We start from the raw sequence: 18,144 nt of genomic DNA, 5'->3' as shown, positions 1-18,144 counted from the left end.
GACATGTCTATGCCCACAGTGCAAGTCACTACTGGAACATCAAAGCATCAGCCTACACAGCGGGCTGGTTGAGGTTAAACATATACATAACAATACCCTGTATATGTGCAGGGACTGCACGGCCCAAATTGGGCTGATCAGCGTCCCCCATAGTTGGCAGCTGCTCAATTACACGCCAGGCCAACAGGTCGCCTGAAAGCCCCCTAGTGAGCCACCGCTTCACTGATGTTCACAACACGCTCATGCCTCTGCCATTAGCCGTTTAAATCTGGCACACTGTACTGCCTCGATCAGCAGTGCAGGTATGCTATGAGCCAGCTTGAAACCCTCATCAAAAACAGCAATGAAAACCTGTTTACCCTGCTCTCTAGCCTCTGCCAGGGAGCCATTGCTGTCGACCAACAATGCCGTATAGTCTGGTTAAGTAAACCTTATCGCGAATTACTTGAGCTGGCCGACGACAGTGTGCTCACCGGTCAGCCGGTCGAAAACATCTTACCAACGACCCAACTCCCCCGGGTTGTCAAAACCGGCCTGCCCAGTTTTTTAGATCTCATGCAGATTAATAATCGCTGGTGCGCAGTGACCCGCTTGCCGCTGAAAAACCCTGACGGCTCAGTCTTTGGCGCTATCGGCTTTATCTTTTATGACAACCTAAACAACCTTCAGCCACTGTTCGATAAGTTCGCGCGGCTAAAAAAACAACTCGTCTGTGAAAATCTGCTGCGTACCAGTAAATATGAACTGGACGACCTCGTCGGCCACTCAGCCCCCTTGCTTAAAGTGAAGCGCCAAGCGCTCAGGGCAGCACAGCTCGACACCACCATTTTATTACTGGGCGAAACCGGCACCGGAAAAGAGCTGTTAGCTCAGGGAATTCATACCGCCTCCCCCGTCGCGATGGCCCTTTTGTCGGTATCAATATGGCAGCCCTCCCTGAATCACTAGTTGAATCAGAGCTATTTGGGGCGGTGGCTGGGGCTTTTACTGGTGCCAGTAAGAATGGCCGCCAAGGAAAAATTCAGCTAGCTGCGGGTGGCACCCTATTCCTCGATGAAATCGCCGATATTTCCGCCGCTATTCAGGCGAAACTTTTACGGGTATTACAGGAAAGGGAAGTCGAAGCACTGGGATCAAACCGATTAGAAAAGGTTGATGTCAGAATTATCGCCGCAACCTCCAAGAACCTTAAACAGCTGGTTGATGATGGGCTTTTCCGGGAAGACCTATACTACCGCCTCAATGTGCTACCACTCCAACTACCGGCGCTTCGCGATAGAGATAGCGATATCCCCGACCTCTGCCACCATCTGATGCAAAAAATCGCTCAAGAATCAGGTCTACCCGCACTGCAGTTGAGCACCGAGGCGATGGCTTGGCTACAACAATATCACTGGCCGGGTAATGTCCGAGAACTGCATAATCGACTGGAGCGCGCCTGTGTCATGGCTGAAGCAGGCGCTATTTATCCCCAAGACCTTGGCGCCGAGGAAGTAATACTAACAAGCCGGCCGCCGGTCGATGACTTGGCTCATAGCCGAAACGCTGCCGAGCGAAACGCCTTACAACAAGCGTTGCGCCAATGTCAGTACAATAAAACCAAAGCGGCAAAGTTACTGGGCATCTCCAGAGCGACTCTCTACAATCGCATTAAACGTCTAAAACTGTAATAACCTGCTCAGATCAGACAGACAAAACAATACAAACTGTCTAACAAAATAGACAAAACTTGTTTAAATACATCAAAACCTCACCACAAGACAGTATTAAGCCATTGATTTAATACGACTAATAACTAATGGCCTAAGCTTTGCTACGTTATTCCAACCCGCTCAAACAACAATAATAATGACAGGCCCAGCAATATGTCCAAGCAGATTAGTGCAGCACAAGCCGCACAGCTCATCCCGGATAACGCCACTATCGCCACCGGCGGCTTTATCGGCATCGGTTTCGCCGAAAGCCTAGCCATTGCCATCGAACAACGCTTTATCGCTTCACAGCACCCTCAGCAACTGGCATTGGTCTACGCCGCCGGACAGGGCGATGCTCAAACCCGCGGGCTGAATCATTTTGCCCATGAGGGTATGGTACGCAAAGTGATCGGTGGTCACTGGGGGTTAGCGCCAGGGCTTGGCAAACTCGCCACCGACAACCGTATCGAGGCCTATAACCTCCCCCAAGGGGTTATCTGCCACCTTTACCGCGATATCGCCGCCGGACGACCCGGCACACTCACAAAAGTAGGCTTAAATACCTTTGTTGACCCGCGCCAAGACGGCGGAAAAATAAACACCTGTACCCGTGCCGATCTCGTCGAATTGATCGATCTAAACGGTCAAGAGTATCTATTCTACAAAGCCTTTCCAATTGATATTGCACTGCTACGTGGCACTACCGCTGATGCCGACGGTAATATATCCATGGAGCGAGAAGCCCTGCCACTGGAAGCACTGGCGATCGCCCAAGCGACTCATAACAGTGGTGGCTTAGTGATAGTGCAAGTTGAACGCACCACCCACCAACATCACCTCACACCCGACCGGGTGAAAATCCCCGGTATACTGGTTGATCACATTGTCGTCGCCGACGCGGTAGATCACCCGCAAACCTTTGCAGAACCGTTCAATCCGGCTTACTGTGGCGATATCGTTGCCGTTATGGGGCAAGAGAATGTACCGCTATCGGTACGCAAAGTCATTGGTCGCCGAGCACTCATGGCACTGCAACCTAACGCGGTGGTCAACCTCGGCATAGGCATGCCCGAGATGGTGTCGACGGTGGCCGCAGAAGAAAAAATACTCAACGATTTCACCCTCACAGTTGAGCCCGGCGGCATTGGCGGCCAACCCGCTAGTGGCCTTAGCTTCGGCGCCGTCAGTAACGCCGCGGCGATTATCGACCAACCAGCCCAGTTTGATTTTTATGATGGCGGCGGCTTAGATCAAGCGTTTTTAGGGCTGGCGGAAACCTGTCCCGAGGGACATATCAACGTGAGTCGCTTTGGCAGTAAACTGGCCGGCGCCGGCGGGTTTATCAATATTACCCAGAACACTCGCGATCTTTACTTTCTAGGCACCTTTACCTCTGGGCCACAACAGATTGACATTGATAATGGCGCGATAAAAATCATAAGCAACGGGCCGATCAAAAAATTTCTAAAACAAGTACAGCAAATCACCTTCAATGGTGAATATGCGATTCAGCAAGGCCACCGCGTCACCTTTATCACAGAACGAGCCGTGTTTGTGCTCACGGCCCAAGGACTCAAGCTCACTGAGATAGCTCCCGGCATTGATCTGCAAAAAGATATTCTCGATCAAATGGACTTTATGCCCATCATGAATGACCAGCCAATACTCATGGACCCTCGCCTCTTTAGCCCGGGACCGATGAACCTACAACATTCTGGCAGCCATCCTGCAGGACATATGCGTAAAGTCTGGTGCCAACTCATCGCCGACAAGCAGGATGATCAGGATGCAGACGATAACTGTATTGCCAGCTAACCAATGGCTTTTCCGGCAGCCTTAGTTAATACTGAGACTAACATTGCTGAGATAAGAGTTAAGGAACAGTCCATGAGAATGCTGACACTGGTACGACACGCTAAATCCAGCTGGAAAGACCCAGAGCTGTCTGACTTTAACCGCCCACTCAATAAACGTGGCAAACGTGATCTTCCACTTATGGCCACCCGCTTACAGGCGTTACAGATTCAACCGGATCTGATACTTAGCAGTGGCGCCCGCCGCGCGATCACTACTGCTGAACAGATAGCCCTGACGCTGGACTACCCTGCCAGTAAGATCATTGAAGTACCTGAACTCTACCACGCGCGAGTAGAGACGCTAATCAACCTACTGCAGGGCCAGTCCGATCACTATCGTCATATTATGGTGGTTGGCCACAATCCGACATTAGAGCTGGCAGGCTATTACCTGACCCAAGAAAATATCAATAACCTACCCACCTGCGGCGTTATGCAGATCGCCTTGAGCGTTACCCGCTGGGAAGAGTTATCGGAATCCTGCGGCACCCTTGAGCGCTTCGATTATCCAAAACTTTATCAATAAAGCGTTAACTGAATATCAGCATAAGACCAGAAAATGGTAGACTCCTGCTAACGCCCACCGATCAGCAGTTAGCGTAACGGACATACAGCCTTGAACCTCTATCTAGATACACTGATTTTTACTAGCAACATTGTTACGCCCATCTTTTTTATCGTGTCACTGGGCTATCTGCTCATACGGCTCGGGGTTATTGATCAGGGTTTTGTTGATACCTCATCTAAACTCGTGTTTAACATCACCCTACCGATGCTCGTTTTTATGAGTATCTCCACAATGGATTTTCAGGCCGTTTTCAACCCCGGCCTGCTCGGGTATTTCATCATCACCACACTGATCAGCGTAGTGGTCATCTGGCACATCAGTAAGCTTTTCATCAAGAAACCGGAAGACCTCGGAGTCTTTATTCAAGGTTCGTTTCGTAGCAACTTTGGCATCCTAGGCTTGGCCATTAGCTTTAATATGTTTGGTAGCAACGGCTTAGCACTCGCATCGTTACTACTAGCCTGCGTCATTCCGCTCTATAACGTTTTGTCAGTTCTGGTGTTATCACTTCCCATGCAACACCGAGATGGCCCTAGCTTCACCGCTCCCCTCAAAGCGATTGCCCGTAACCCCCTGATCATCTCAGTTCTCCTGGCACTGCCATTTTCATATTTTGGCTGGGCGCTACCGGAGGTGGGCGATAAAATTGGCCATTACCTTGCGAACCTAACACTCCCCTTAGCATTGCTTGCGATCGGTGGCTCACTCAACCTCAAAAGCCTAAGAGACACCTCGGGTCAATCCAGTTGGGCCACGCTGATTAAGCTGATCATCATCCCCTTAGTACTCACCATCGGTGCATGGCTATATGGCTTTGAAAACCAAGAGCTTGGTGTTCTGTTTGTGTTATTTGGCTGCCCAACCGCCGCCGCCAGCTTTATTATGGCGAAAGCAATGCAGGGTAATGCGCAACTTGCCGCCAATATTATTTTGACCACAACGCTAGGCTCATTGTTTACCCTCAGCGGTGGTATCTACCTTTTGCGCTTATTAAGTTTAATCTAATTAAGATAAACCGGAACAGATAGACGGGGGTGGCAATATTACAGACGCCCTCGGACAACGGGCTAACGGCTTTTTTCGATGTCGTTAAAGCCTAAGCGACTATCCTCAGAAGGTTTTTATGCCGACAACATGGATCGCCGCTACGGTATTCCCCCCTGCTTGCTACCAAACCATTACGCCGGCTTGCCTGGCACTACAAGAGTGTTAGTTTCCCATGAGTTTTTTACCCGACGCAACCTCAATAAGTTACAACAGGCGGTCACCGAAGGGGATCTTAACCGGCTAAAAAAACAGTTCCATAAACTGGATCAAGCGCTGCTGACAGAAGCCTCTTTTAGTCACCAAAACCAACCCTGCAATCTGCCTGAACTTGCCATTTATGCGGGCCAAGCAAAAGCTTTAGAACACCTTCTACAAACCGGCTGCGCTATGACCGCCAGCCGAACAGAACCACTGCTCTATCAGGCCATACAACAACCACGGCAAAGCCTCGCACTGATGACTGTGCTGCTACAGGCGGATATTCCGTTGGCGTACCCAGACAACGACCCACAACATGCCCTGTTTGCCTGTTTTAAATTTTGCCCCATCAACCAACTCATGCTACATCTGAGTCGCTTAAATGAATATGGTGCGGATCTCAACCTACCAAACGCGCAGGGTCATACCGCCCTGTTGTTGGCGTTACAACTGGAACATAAAGCGTTGATACAGATGTTAATTAACAGTGGAGCACTGCTACCAGAGACAATACCAGAGGGGTTATGCGGGGATGAGATCATCGGCTATGCTAAACGACTCGCCGATGATCTGCGTATTAGACAGATGATGCTGGGTTAAAACAGCCTGACAGGCTATTTTTTCAGCGCAGCAACAACCGAAATTTCTACCAATAATTCTGGACGCGCCATACGCGCTTCAACACAGGCACGCGCGGGTGCATGACCTTCGGGTACCCAGCTATCCCAGACAGCATTCATCGCCGCAAAATCTTTCATATCACGGATATACAGGGTTGCCGACAAGATATGCTCTCGATCGCTACCCGCTTGCTGTAGCAACGCATCGACTTTATCCAGCATCGTTGCCGTCTGCTCAGTAATTCCGTCGTTGGCATCTTTAGCCACCTGACCACAAAGATAAACAGTATCGTTATGAATAACGATGCGACTCATGCGCTGAGCCGTTTCCTGACGTTCAATAGACATAGTTTTCACCCTTAATAAAATCAGCCATTGTATGCGATCGACCTGCAGACACCAGACAGATCTGCCTGAAATAGCGCTTAGCGGCAACAGAAAGCGAGGTAGTCGACGATTTTGCAGAAAATAATACTGCTGCCAGTGGATTCATCTCCGCTGGCAGCGAAGACCTCTTCAGAGGCGGGGATTTCAATCGCCGGACAGCGATCCATAACGACCTTCAAGCCAGCAGCTTCAGCCTTTTCCGCGGCCGGCTCATTCACCACACCGAGCTGCATCCACACGGCTTTAGCATGTACCGCAATCGCTTCATCAACCACATCGCCAGCCTCAGCGGAATTCCGGAAGATATCCACCATATCGATCGGCTCTTTGATATCCGCCAAGGAAGACACAACCTCGCGGCCATGAATTTTTTCACCCGCTTTGAGCGGGTTAACCGGAATCACGTTATAACCTTTAGCTAACAGGAAATGCATCACCTGATTACTCGCACGGTGCGGCTTAGGACTAGCCCCCACCATCGCAATGGTTTTACTTTGCTCTAAGATCTGACGAATAGCGTCCATTGAACCCGGTACCTCTTTAATTATTGTTATGTCCGCAACAAGGGCACTCTGGGTCCCGTCGCAGTTTCAGTGTTCGCCAATCCATATGGCGACCGTCTAAAAGTAATAGTTTTCCGACCAGCGGTTCACCAATATCCGCTAGCACTTTTAAAGCTTCCATCGCCTGTACTGAACCGATAATACCCACCAGCGGCGCAAGCACCCCGCTTTCAGAACAAGTTAGGCTTTCTTCATCACCGTCGCGATAGAGACAACGGTAACAGGGGGCATCTTCTCGGCGTGGATCAAACACAGCCACCTGCCCCTCTAATCGTATCGCCGCCCCTGATACTAGCGGCGTTTTATGTTTTACACAGGCATCATTCAGTGCAAAGCGGGTATCAAAGTTATCGCTGCAATCGACCACTAAATCAACCGCAGCGACCTGCTCTTCGAGATCAGCCCCGTTCAGTCGGCCATTGATCGCATCAACCTGTACATCCGGGTTCAGTGCGGCTAATGCCGCTTTTGCCGATACCACCTTAGGCTGGCCAATCGTGTCAGTACGGTGAACAATCTGGCGCTGCAAATTGGTTAACTCGACATCATCATCGTCCACTAATACCAATCGGCCAACACCCGCGGCAGCCAAATACATCGCCACCGGACTGCCCAAACCTCCGACACCAATAATCAACACCGACGCCTTTAGCCAAGCCTCCTGCCCAGCAATATCCACTTCGGGTAACATAATTTGCCGGCTGTAACGCAATAGCTGGTCATCATTCAGCATTTTGTTTCGTCTCTTGTTCTGCCACTGGGTTATGCCAACTGGCCCAAGTTATACGGTCATTGCCGCCATAATCCTGAGCCGATTCTATATCGCTATACCGTAGTTCAGCCAATAACTGCCGCACAGCCTCAGCCTGATCATAGCCGTGTTCGAACAGTAATATACCACCCGTCACCAGAAACGCCCGGGCATAGGTGGCGATATAACGAATATCGGCTAAACCATGCTCTTCGGCCACCAAAGCACTAAGTGGTTCGAAACGCACATCACCTTGGTCGAGGTGGGGGTCCTGTGGATCGATATAGGGAGGATTACTCACTATCAGGTCGAACACCCCATCAACCGGTTCAAACCAACTGCCCTGTAACACGCGAACATTAGCCAACCCGGTACGCTGACGGTTGCGTTCAGCCAAGGCCACCGCATCCGCCACCCTGTCAACCGCCAACAGTGACCATGCGGGACACTCAGAAGCCAATGCCAAGGCTATCGCCCCAGTGCCGGTGCCTAAGTCTAATACTCTGGCCGCAGAAGGCGGAATAAGTTCCAACGCTTTCTCCACCAGACACTCAGTATCGGGGCGGGGAATAAGCGTTGTCGCATTCACCTCAAGATCTAGGCTCCAAAACCCACGGACACCGGTCAAATGGGCAATAGGCTCGCCCGCTAGGCGTCGCTGTAACAGCTGCTCAAACTGCCACTGCTGCACCTCACTCAAGACATGTTCACGACGGGTAAATAGAAAGGTGCGATCGCACTCAAGGATATGACAGAGCAATAACTCCACATCCGCTGCAGGGCTATCGCTACAGGCAGAAAGCCGGGCAGCACAGCCCTGAGCTTCAAGTATATTCATAATAAGTCAGACTAGCCCTCTTCGGACAATGCCCCGAGCAGCTCAGCCTGATATTCATTGACTAGCGGATCAACCACAGCACCCAGCGCGCCTTCCATAACCTCTTGCAGCTTATAGAGCGTCAGATTGATGCGGTGATCGGTAATCCGCCCTTGCGGGAAGTTATAGGTGCGAATCCGTTCGGAACGATCACCACTGCCGACTAATGATTTTCGCGTACTGGCCTGAGCCGCCGCATGACGCTCCCGTTCAGCCGCTTGCAGACGAGAAGCCAGCAATGACATCGCCTTAGCACGGTTCTTATGCTGCGAACGCTCTTCCTGACACTCTACCACCACACCGGTGGGAATATGGGTTAATCGAATCGCTGAATCCGTTTTGTTAACGTGCTGACCACCGGCCCCGGATGAACGGAAAGTATCAACTCGCAGGTCGGCTTTATTGATCTGGATATCACTGACTTCGTCCATTTCAGGCATCACCGCGACAGTGCAGGCAGAGGTATGGATACGCCCTTGTGATTCGGTTTCTGGCACTCGCTGTACCCGGTGGGCACCGGATTCGAATTTCAGACGGGAATACACATCCTTACCGATAATCCGGGTGATCACCTCTTTATAGCCACCATGTTCACCTTCGTTGGCGCTGATAATTTCAAGCTTCCACCCCTGGGTTTCAGCAAAACGGGTGTACATGCGTAACAAGTCACCGGAGAAGATCGCCGCTTCATCACCACCAGTGCCGGCACGGACTTCAAGAAACACGTTGTGTGAATCATTAGGATCTTTTGGCAGCAGCAGTATTTGTAACTCCTGCTCCAGTGCTTCAATATTGTCCTTAGCTGCGGAAAATTCTTCCTTCGCCATCTCCCGCATATCTGGATCAGAATCATCCAGCATCAAACGTGCTTCTTCTAAATCAGCTTCAGCGGCCTGATAGGACTGAAAGCATTTCACGACGGGTTCTAGCTCGGCATATTCCATCGAATAAGCACGAAACTTATCCTGATTAGAGATTACCCCGGCATCCCCCAGCAACGCCGCCAGTTCTTCATAACGGTCCGCTAGGCTTTCGAGTTTGAGGGTTATCGATTCTTTCATCACTAATCAGTCTTCTTTCGCAGTAGGAGATAGCTGATATAAATCCTGGGCTATCTCAAGATAATCATCACGTCCCTCAGCACTGGCTTTACGCAACTGCACTGTCGGGCTATGAATTAATTTATTCGTTAAACCACGGGCTAGGTTGTTCAACACCGAGGCGGCATCCTTACCGTTACTCAATTGCCGCAGGGCTTTATCCAGTTCAACATCGCGCAACGCTTCAGCCTGCTGACGCAGGGACATCACCGTTTCAACCGCGCCTAACGAGCGCAGTTGACGGATAAACTCCATCGCCCCCACTTCAACCAGCGCTTCCGCTTCACGGGCCGCACTTTCGCGGCTACGTACATTTTCCTCGATCACCTCTTTGAGGTCATCAACGGTATAGAGATAAACATCATCGAGGTCGGCTACTTCATGCTCAATATCCCGTGGCACAGCAATATCGACCATAAATACCGGTCGGTGCTTACGTTTTTTCAACGCAGATTCTACTGCACCTTTACCTAGAATAGGCAATTGGCTCGCAGTGGAAGAGATAACAATGTCGGCATCTTCTAAGGCTTCGGGAATATCACCGAGCAATATAGCCTTAGCATCAAACTCCGCCGCGAGGGCTTCGGCACGTACCAACGTACGGTTAGCCACAGTCATCTGTTGCACACCAGCTTCGGACAGATGTCGGGCGACCAATTCGATGGTTTCACCCGCCCCAATCAATAACGCCTTACTCTGGCTCAAATCAGCAAAAATATGCTGCGCCAGACTCACCGAGGCATAGGCAACCGAGACCGGATTTTCGCCAATCGCCGTATCGGTTCGCACTTTCTTCGCCACAGCAAAGGTTTGCTGAAACAATCGATCCAGTTCTGCACCCACAACACCCGCGCTCTGGGACACCGCATAACAGGATTTAAGCTGCCCGAGAATCTGCGGTTCGCCCAGCACCAAAGAATCCAGCCCGCTGGCGACCCGCATCATATGCTGCGCCGCTTCTTGCCCCCAATGGGCATAGCTACAAACCTGTAACTCATCCGGATCGAGGCTATGATAACTCCCCAGCCACTCTAGCAGTGCACGGGTTCCTTCAAGTTCTGTCGAGCAATAAAGCTCTGTCCGGTTACAGGTCGAGAGAATCGCCACCTCTTTCAGATGTGCGAGTTGGCAGGCCTGTGCCAGCGCATCAGCCATCTGTTCCGGTGCAAACGCAACCTTCTCGCGGACCGATACCGATGCTGTCTTGTGATTAATGCCTAACGCGAGCAAAGCCATATAGGAAAATAACACCCAGGTTGAAAATAGCGCGTAATGATACACTTTATTCGCTCAAAGGTTAAAAAACCCAGCACGGATCAGATCAATTTTTTGCGAAATACAGCCATATATGACAACACCCCTGCGATTAATCTATAGTGGAGCCATCAATCTCTTTGCGACAGCTAATATCAGCAGAATGAAAGTACCTATGTCCCTACCCGTATCAGCCACCAACGTGGTAACACCCTTTACTGCCACACTAATGGCCATATTATTGAGTTTAAGCGGCTGTAGCAGTCAGCAAAGCCAACCCGTTGCACAACCGACGGCAGAACCGCTGCCGAACGTAGAATACCGTCCGGGTGAACTCAACCGAGAGACTCTTTACGATTTGATCGTGGCGGAAATTGCCGGGCAGCGTAAAGTGTTTGATCTGTCACTCGAGAACTACCTACATCAAGCGCAGTTAACCGGCGACCCTGTGATCGCTGAACGCGCCACCTATATCGCCCAGTATTTACAACGCCCCGACGAACTGTTGCAAGCCGCCAGTCTGTGGCAAAAAGCCGATCCGCAAAACCCCGAACCCTACCAGATAGCTGCAAGCTTACTGCTCCACAAGGGGGATTTTGCGGCGGCCTTACCGCTGCTGCGCCAGGCTCTGAGTCAATCGGACAAACAAACGCTGATCGTTATTAGCGCCCAGGCCGATCAATTCAGCCTTGAAGAAACCAATGCCTATATAGAGCTATTGGAAGAGTATGCCCAGCAAGACGCTAGCGCGACCCTATTAACGACACTAGGTATTCTGTATACCCAGCAGGGCAACAACGTTAAGGCCCTGCAACGCTTTAACGCCGCTATCCTAGATGATCCGGATCATATGGAAGCGATTCTACAAAAAGCAGAACTGCTTCGGTCGCAAGGCGCTTTTCGCCAAGCGATTGCGGTACTCGAACCTCATCTGGAAGCGGAACAGCCTAATCAGCAACTCTTTACTCTTTATGTGCAACTGTTATTTCAATCAAAACAACCTAAAAAAGGTGTTCAGCAAGCCTTATTACTGGTTGAAACCTTTCCCGAAGAGCCGCAGTTAACCTTCTATGCGGCGCTCTTGCTACTGGAAAATGATCAGGTCGCTCAAAGCCGCAAGATTATGCAGGAGTTACTGTTACGCTACCCCGACAACACCACGCCACACTATTACCTTGGACTGATTGACCAACATGATGGCAATGTCGAATCCGCTATCAAGCATTTTCTCAATGTAAAAGACAACAATAATATTCTGCCCGCCTATAGACGTATTGCGGCACTGCTGGATCATTCAGAGAATCGCGATCGACTGCAAAGCATTTTGCAGGATGCCCGTAGCAACATGCCTGAAGCCGATATTCAGTTCTATGCGATCGAAGCCGAATGGCTCAACCTGCATGATTTCAAAGATGAAGCGTTAAGCATTCTCGATGAAGCGCTGCAGCAGCATCGCGACGATGCCAGCCTGCTGTACACCCGAGCAATGACCCTTGCGCCCCAAGATATCGACCTGATTGAGAAAGATCTGCGACAGGTCATAAAACTTGAACCCGACAACAGCATGGCACTCAATGCTCTGGGTTACACCCTATCGCTCTACACCGACCGTTTTGATGAAGCCTATGATCTAGTCGACGCTGCATTAACCTTATCCCCTGACGACCCGTCCATTCTCGATAGTATGGGCTGGATACTGCTTAAACAGGGTAAAGCAAAAGCTGCCGTGGATTTTCTACAACAAGCCTATCAACGCTTTCCCGATCCCGAAGTCAGTGCGCACCTGATTCAGGCCTACCATGCCGCCGGACAGCCACAACGAGCATTATCGCTATTGAAAAAAGAGCAGCTCAAGCACCCTGATAATGAATATTTACGCCAAGCGGCACTCACGATCAACGCCCCTCAGGACTAAATCATGCGCTTAGCAAGTTTTATCATCCTCGCGCTGCTGCTCTCTGGCTGTTCAGGTCTAACGCCGCAACAGCAGCAACCGATAACCGAACGCCCTTGGAGCGAGCATTACCAGGCGCTATTGGCTGCAGATAGCTGGCAGCTCAGCGGTAAGATTGGCATCCGCAGCCCCCAGGAAAGCCATAGCGCCAACCTCTTTTGGCAGCAGCTGCAACAGCATTACCTGATCGAACTAAGCGGCCCGCTAGGTCAAGGCGGCGCTCGTATCGAAGGTAATACGGATGGCATTAGCATCGATATCGCTGGCGAAGAGCCACTTTGGGCCGCCACACCGGAAGCATTAATGGAGCAGACTCTCGGCTGGCAGTTCCCAGTTCAAGACATACGCTATTGGGTGCGCGGCATCCCCGCCCCCGGTAGCTACTACGATCTTAGCCTTAAGCAACAACTGGCCCACAAACTGACCCAAAACGGCTGGAAAATCAGCTACTTACGATATAATTATCAAAATGAATTTGCCTTTCCTGAAAAATTAACGATTAGCCGAAACAACCTGCGATTGACCATAATCGCTAAAGAGTGGCAAAAACCACAGTAAAATTACTCCTTTTCGCAGCCATTCGTTTGACTTTAACGCACGCATCCGGGAAAATGTGCGCCTCATTTGCGGACCTGTTCCGTAAATTAGAATTACTGGGGTATCGCCAAGCGGTAAGGCAACGGGTTTTGATCTCGTCATGCGGAGGTTCGAATCCTCCTACCCCAGCCAATTTTAAGCTTGAGCTTATGGCTCGGCTTTGAAAGGACCCGGCCGGGAAGCGGCTCTGAGCCTTTATTTTGAGGTTTAAATAGAGTGCCAGCCCTGCCAAATAATATGAACAAATCTCAATTAAACGACTGCAGATCTGAGAAGGTAGACACCGTGTCTAAAATGATGGTCTTCACTGGCAATGCAAATCGCCAGCTGGCTGAAAGAGTTGTAGAACGCCTCGATATTCCAATGGGCGAAGCCACTGTAACGAAGTTCAGCGATGGTGAAATCAGCGTTGAGATTCATGCGAACGCGCGTGGTAAAGACGTATTTATAGTCCAATCCACCTGCGCGCCAACCAATGATAACCTGATGGAACTGATCGTCATGGCTGACGCTCTGCGTCGTGGCTCTGCCAGTCGGATTACCGCGGTTATCCCTTATTATGGCTATGCCCGTCAAGATCGTCGTCCACGATCTGCTCGTGTTGCCATCAGCGCTAAAGTGGTTGCCGATATGTTGGCCGGTGTCGGTATCGACCGGGTATTAACCGTCGATCTACACGCGGATCAGATCCAGGGCTTCTTCGATGTCCCTGTAGATAACGTTTACGGCTCACCTGTCCTGCTAGATGAAATTGCCCGTCAGTGCTATGACAATCCGATTGTTGTTTCCCCTGATGTAGGCGGTGTTGTTCGTGCTCGTGCAGTGGCAAAACAACTGGATTGCGATCTGGCGATTATCGATAAGCGTCGCGAGAAAGCCAACGAAGCCCAGGTGATGAACCTGATCGGTGACGTTAAAGGCCGCACCTGCATCTTGGTTGACGACATGTGTGATACCGCGGGCACCTTATGCAAAGCTGCCGCAGCACTGAAAGCCAATGGCGCCGACAAAGTTGTGGCTTATGCCACCCACGCGGTGCTATCGGGTGCAGCGATCAGCAACATCACCGGTTCTGATCTCGATGAACTGGTTGTAACCGACACCATTCCGCTGAGCGAAGCCGCGCAGAAATGCAGTCAAATCCGTCAGTTAACACTGGCGCCGATGTTGGCCGAAGCGGTACGTCGCGTCTGCAACGAAGAATCTATTAGCGCAATGTTCCGCTAAGCCCGCGAGCTTAGTGGTAGCTGATAAACATCCCATACGGGAAAACGCGCCCATTACGGGCTTACTGAAATAACTGCAAAGACCTGGTCGCAAGGTGTTTGCAGTTTTGTTTTTACTGAAGGTATCAAAATGACCGATTTTGTATTGAATGCACAGCCTCGTACTGACGAAGGGAAAGGTGCGAGCCGCCGCCTACGTCATGCTGGTTTTGTTCCTGCTGTTGTTTACGGCGGAGACAAACGTAAAAAGCCTGTGTCTATCTCTCTGGAAAACCGCGTATTGGTTAAACAGCTTGAAGATCAAAGCTTCTTCTCTTCTATCCTGACTCTGAACCTGGAAGGCAAAGAAGAAAAAGTTATCGTTAAAGATCTGCAACGTCACCCAGCGAAAGACTCTGTAATGCACATTGACTTTCAACGTGTTACTAAATCTGCGCCAATCGAGATTGTTGTACCACTGAGCTTTGTTAACTTTCACCTGTCTCCAGCAGGTAAAGCGTCAGGTAAATACACTGTTCAACAGAACACTGCTAAAGTTCGCTGCTTAGCGGAAAAACTACCAGAAGTTCTGGAAGTTGACCTGTCTGGTGTTGATATGGATCAGGTTATTCACCTGTCTAATATCTCTCTGCCAGAAGGCGTTGAGATCGTACAACTGCGTCGCGGTGCTGACCGTGACCAAAGTATTGCTCAGGCTTACGCACCACGCGCAGCTAAAGCAGGCGCTTAATAGCTGACCACAGGCTTCGGTATGCAAGACCAGATACAACTGATCGTAGGCTTGGGTAACCCCGGCCAAAAATATGAGCAGACCCGTCACAACGCCGGAGCCGACTTCGTCGGGCAGCTTGCTGCCCGACATCTTATCCAACTCAAGCCAGAAACCAAGTTTCACGGCCTGTATGGAAAGATCAGCCTGAATGGCAAAGCCGTTCACCTACTGATCCCAACCACCTTTATGAATCTCAGTGGCCAGGCTGTTGCCTCGCTGGCTAACTTTTACAAGATTCCTGCTGAAAATATTCTTGTCGCTCACGATGAACTAGATCTTCCTCCCGGCGTTGCTCGTTTTAAATTGGGCGGTGGTCACGGTGGACACAACGGTTTACGCGACATTATCAGCAAACTAGGCAACAACAAGAATTTTTATCGTTTGCGCATCGGCATCGGACATCCGGGCAGCGCAAGCGAGGTTGTCGGTTTTGTCCTCAAAAAAGCACCGTCCTCTGAATTTAGTCTGACGGAAGCCGCTGGCGATGAAGCCTTACGCGTGCTGGAACAAGCCGCTGGTGGCGACTGGCACAAAGCGATGACCACTTTACACTCCTTTAAGCCGAACAACTGACGACAGGATCACAGCCATGGGTTTCAAATGCGGCATCGTAGGCTTGCCAAACGTAGGCAAATCTACTCTGTTTAACGCCCTGACCAAAGCAGGTATTGGTGCAGAGAACTTTCCTTTCTGTACGATTGAGCCAAACGCAGGCGTTGTACCTATGCCAGATCCCCGTCTGGATGCACTCGAAGCTATTGTTAAGCCAGAGCGCGTATTACCCACCACGATGGAATTCGTTGATATTGCCGGTCTCGTTGCTGGTGCCTCAAAGGGCGAAGGTCTGGGTAACAAGTTCCTCGCTAACATCCGCGAGACTGATGCAATTGCGCATGTTGTTCGCTGCTTTGAAGATGAAAACGTTATTCACGTTGCCAATAAGATCGATCCTATTGATGATATCGATATTATTAACACTGAATTAGCGTTGGCCGACCTTGAGTCGGTTGAAAAACAGCTGAATAAAGTGATGCGTGTAGCCAAAAGCGGCGACAAAGATGCACTGAAATCAAAAGTCATCTTGGAAAAAGTACTCGCCCAACTGGAACAGGGAAAACCTGTTCGCGCACTCGAGCTAAATGATGAAGAACATGCAGAGATCCATCAGTTCCACCTACTGACCATCAAACCGACGATGTATATTGCCAACGTGGCGGAAGACGGTTTCGAGAATAACCCACACCTAGACAAAGTAATCGCCTTAGCAGAAGAAGAAGGCGCGGCCGTCGTTGTTATCTGCAATAAGATGGAAGCGGAAATTTCTGAACTAGAAGATGAAGAGAAGCTCGAATTCTTGCAAGAGATGGGCATGGAAGAACCCGGTCTCGACCGGGTGATCCGAGCAGGCTACTCACTGCTAGGACTACACACCTACTTCACCGCCGGTGTTAAAGAAGTACGTGCCTGGACGGTTAAGCAAGGCGCTACCGCACCTGAAGGCGCCGGTGTTATCCATACCGACTTCCAGAAAGGCTTTATCCGCGCTGAAGTGATCGCCTATGAAGACTTTATTCAATATAAAGGTGAAGCGGGCGCCAAGGATGCTGGTAAATGGCGTCTTGAAGGTAAAGAGTACATTCTTAAAGATGGTGACGTGGTGCATTTCCGGTTTAATGTTTAAATCCGAAAACCGCCTAATTTACAGCATTATCTAACGTAAATTACCGTACAAAAAATAGCCATTCTGGAGTCATTCAGCATGGCTATTTTTTTGCCCCGCATAAGCGCGAGAAATTAACGGTTTTTTCCCTCTAATCAGTTGACATGATTACCAAAAAAGAGAATAATTCGCGGCCTTGATAAGTGCTAAGGCAATATAGCTCAGCTGGTTAGAGCATCGCATTCATAATGCGAGGGTCGCAGGTTCGAGTCCCGCTATTGCCACCATTCACTTATCAACATTGCTGGGGTATCGCCAAGCGGTAAGGCAACGGGTTTTGATCTCGTCATGCGGAGGTTCGAATCCTCCTACCCCAGCCATCTTCTTACGACTATTTAATAGTATTAAGAAAGATTGGTGAACATCAGGTGTAAGCCTGTTAATTATCGATCATATTTGTATAACGGTTATTAAACCCACTGTTATATAGATGGCAATATAGCTCAGCTGGTTAGAGCATCGCATTCATAATGCGAGGGTCGCAGGTTCGAGTCCCGCTATTGCCACCATTTTTTGCTGGGGTATCGCCAAGCGGTAAGGCAACGGGTTTTGATCTCGTCATGCGGAGGTTCGAATCCTCCTACCCCAGCCATTTCTTTTCTATCTCATTGCTTTTCCTTTTAACTAAATCCTCAATAAATCTAACGTCTCAGCATTTAAGCCATACATGGCTTGCCGCTTGAAAAAACAGCTCAGTTTTAGCACACCAATCGAACCACAGTGTTACAAAACACTGACTCATTAAATCATCACCTGCTCAGTTAAAAAGCCTTTTCCTAGCGACGAACTAGACACGCTGTTTATAAACGTTTGAAACACAAACAACGCCTCTTAACCCTCTGCAATATTTGAGCAACGCCACTCTAAAAATCCCCATGACCTAATGCCCAGCCCATAGCGGCAGTTTTTTACAACATTGCCCACTGACAGAGTGACTCAAAGCAGATACACTCGACCTAC

Annotated in this window: 17 protein-coding genes, 5 tRNA genes and 1 pseudogene; 17 read left to right on the top strand and 6 right to left on the bottom strand. The window is 50.0% G+C overall.

Annotated features, from left to right (window positions below; genetic code table 11):
- Positions 1 to 309: 309 nt before the first annotated feature.
- From AC0L4K_RS01350 to AC0L4K_RS01325, 6 genes and pseudogenes are all read left to right on the top strand, one after another.
- Positions 310 to 1,211 (top strand): annotated as a pseudogene (locus AC0L4K_RS01350) (sigma 54-interacting transcriptional regulator); the annotation flags it as partial.
- A gap of 102 nt (positions 1,212 to 1,313) precedes the next feature.
- The gene (locus AC0L4K_RS01345; RefSeq protein ID WP_473269191.1) at positions 1,314 to 1,670 is read left to right on the top strand and encodes an AAA-type ATPase lid domain-containing protein; all 357 of its coding nucleotides are present in this window, start codon (positions 1,314 to 1,316) and stop codon (positions 1,668 to 1,670) included.
- 195 nt (positions 1,671 to 1,865) lie between these two features.
- Positions 1,866 to 3,509: an acyl CoA:acetate/3-ketoacid CoA transferase gene (locus AC0L4K_RS01340; protein ID WP_473267973.1), complete on the top strand. Its 1,644-nt coding sequence runs from the start codon at positions 1,866 to 1,868 to the stop codon at positions 3,507 to 3,509.
- Positions 3,510 to 3,581: 72 nt separating this feature from the next.
- On the top strand, positions 3,582 to 4,076 hold the full coding sequence (locus tag AC0L4K_RS01335; RefSeq protein WP_417225236.1) for a SixA phosphatase family protein: 495 nt from the start codon (positions 3,582 to 3,584) through the stop codon (positions 4,074 to 4,076).
- Between the two features lie 90 nt (positions 4,077 to 4,166).
- A complete protein-coding gene (locus AC0L4K_RS01330; RefSeq protein ID WP_417225238.1) occupies positions 4,167 to 5,123 on the top strand; it encodes an AEC family transporter in 957 nt (318 codons plus the stop codon).
- A 78-nt stretch (positions 5,124 to 5,201) separates the two neighbouring features.
- On the top strand, positions 5,202 to 5,963 hold the full coding sequence (locus AC0L4K_RS01325) for a hypothetical protein (RefSeq protein ID WP_473267972.1): 762 nt from the start codon (positions 5,202 to 5,204) through the stop codon (positions 5,961 to 5,963).
- 14 nt (positions 5,964 to 5,977) lie between these two features.
- Here AC0L4K_RS01325 and AC0L4K_RS01320 read toward each other — a convergent pair whose 3' ends face one another.
- The 6 genes from AC0L4K_RS01320 to hemA all read right to left on the bottom strand — a co-directional run bounded on the left by AC0L4K_RS01320 (position 5,978) and on the right by hemA (position 10,897).
- Positions 5,978 to 6,331, bottom strand: a complete 354-nt coding sequence (locus tag AC0L4K_RS01320) for a RidA family protein (RefSeq protein ID WP_320136034.1) — start codon at positions 6,329 to 6,331, stop codon at positions 5,978 to 5,980.
- Positions 6,332 to 6,408: 77 nt separating this feature from the next.
- Positions 6,409 to 6,894 (bottom strand): CoA-binding protein, encoded by a 486-nt coding sequence (locus tag AC0L4K_RS01315; RefSeq protein ID WP_473267971.1) that lies wholly within the window; start codon positions 6,892 to 6,894, stop codon positions 6,409 to 6,411.
- 16 nt (positions 6,895 to 6,910) lie between these two features.
- A complete protein-coding gene (locus AC0L4K_RS01310; RefSeq protein ID WP_473267970.1) occupies positions 6,911 to 7,666 on the bottom strand; it encodes a HesA/MoeB/ThiF family protein in 756 nt (251 codons plus the stop codon).
- Complete coding sequence (gene prmC, locus AC0L4K_RS01305) at positions 7,656 to 8,522, bottom strand: peptide chain release factor N(5)-glutamine methyltransferase (protein WP_473267969.1); 867 nt, start codon at positions 8,520 to 8,522, stop codon at positions 7,656 to 7,658. Before prmC ends, AC0L4K_RS01310 begins: the two co-directional genes overlap by 11 nt.
- Before the next feature lie 11 nt (positions 8,523 to 8,533).
- The gene (gene prfA, locus AC0L4K_RS01300; protein ID WP_417225248.1) at positions 8,534 to 9,622 is read right to left on the bottom strand and encodes a peptide chain release factor 1; all 1,089 of its coding nucleotides are present in this window, start codon (positions 9,620 to 9,622) and stop codon (positions 8,534 to 8,536) included.
- Positions 9,623 to 9,628: 6 nt separating this feature from the next.
- Positions 9,629 to 10,897, bottom strand: coding sequence for a glutamyl-tRNA reductase (gene hemA / locus AC0L4K_RS01295; protein WP_417225250.1), 1,269 nt, complete (start codon positions 10,895 to 10,897; stop codon positions 9,629 to 9,631).
- Between the two features lie 193 nt (positions 10,898 to 11,090).
- Between hemA and AC0L4K_RS01290 the strand changes: the two genes are divergently transcribed.
- The 11 genes from AC0L4K_RS01290 to AC0L4K_RS01240 all read left to right on the top strand — a co-directional run bounded on the left by AC0L4K_RS01290 (position 11,091) and on the right by AC0L4K_RS01240 (position 17,776).
- Complete coding sequence (locus tag AC0L4K_RS01290; RefSeq protein WP_417225252.1) at positions 11,091 to 12,830, top strand: tetratricopeptide repeat protein; 1,740 nt, start codon at positions 11,091 to 11,093, stop codon at positions 12,828 to 12,830.
- Positions 12,831 to 12,833: 3 nt separating this feature from the next.
- Positions 12,834 to 13,427 carry a lipoprotein insertase outer membrane protein LolB gene (lolB, locus tag AC0L4K_RS01285; RefSeq protein WP_473267968.1) on the top strand — a complete coding sequence of 198 codons (594 nt, stop codon included), beginning with the start codon at positions 12,834 to 12,836 and terminating at the stop codon, positions 13,425 to 13,427.
- 96 nt (positions 13,428 to 13,523) lie between these two features.
- Positions 13,524 to 13,598 (top strand) — tRNA-Gln (locus AC0L4K_RS01280).
- A 153-nt stretch (positions 13,599 to 13,751) separates the two neighbouring features.
- Entirely contained in the window at positions 13,752 to 14,693 is a 942-nt protein-coding gene (locus tag AC0L4K_RS01275; protein ID WP_417225256.1) for a ribose-phosphate pyrophosphokinase, read from the top strand.
- Between the two features lie 129 nt (positions 14,694 to 14,822).
- Positions 14,823 to 15,422: a 50S ribosomal protein L25/general stress protein Ctc gene (locus AC0L4K_RS01270; protein WP_417225258.1), complete on the top strand. Its 600-nt coding sequence runs from the start codon at positions 14,823 to 14,825 to the stop codon at positions 15,420 to 15,422.
- Positions 15,423 to 15,443: 21 nt separating this feature from the next.
- The gene (pth, locus tag AC0L4K_RS01265) at positions 15,444 to 16,037 is read left to right on the top strand and encodes an aminoacyl-tRNA hydrolase (RefSeq protein ID WP_417225260.1); all 594 of its coding nucleotides are present in this window, start codon (positions 15,444 to 15,446) and stop codon (positions 16,035 to 16,037) included.
- 16 nt (positions 16,038 to 16,053) lie between these two features.
- A complete protein-coding gene (gene ychF / locus AC0L4K_RS01260) occupies positions 16,054 to 17,145 on the top strand; it encodes a redox-regulated ATPase YchF (protein ID WP_417225262.1) in 1,092 nt (363 codons plus the stop codon).
- A 189-nt stretch (positions 17,146 to 17,334) separates the two neighbouring features.
- Positions 17,335 to 17,411, top strand: a tRNA-Met gene (locus tag AC0L4K_RS01255).
- 18 nt (positions 17,412 to 17,429) lie between these two features.
- Positions 17,430 to 17,504: transfer RNA gene (locus AC0L4K_RS01250), tRNA-Gln, on the top strand.
- Between the two features lie 112 nt (positions 17,505 to 17,616).
- Positions 17,617 to 17,693 (top strand) — tRNA-Met (locus AC0L4K_RS01245).
- Between the two features lie 8 nt (positions 17,694 to 17,701).
- A tRNA-Gln gene (locus AC0L4K_RS01240) sits at positions 17,702 to 17,776 on the top strand.
- Positions 17,777 to 18,144 lie beyond the last annotated feature (368 nt).

The sequence above is a fragment of the Amphritea sp. GJ51-11 genome (assembly GCF_055808735.1).
This window is presented reverse-complemented; position numbering and strand designations above follow the sequence as displayed.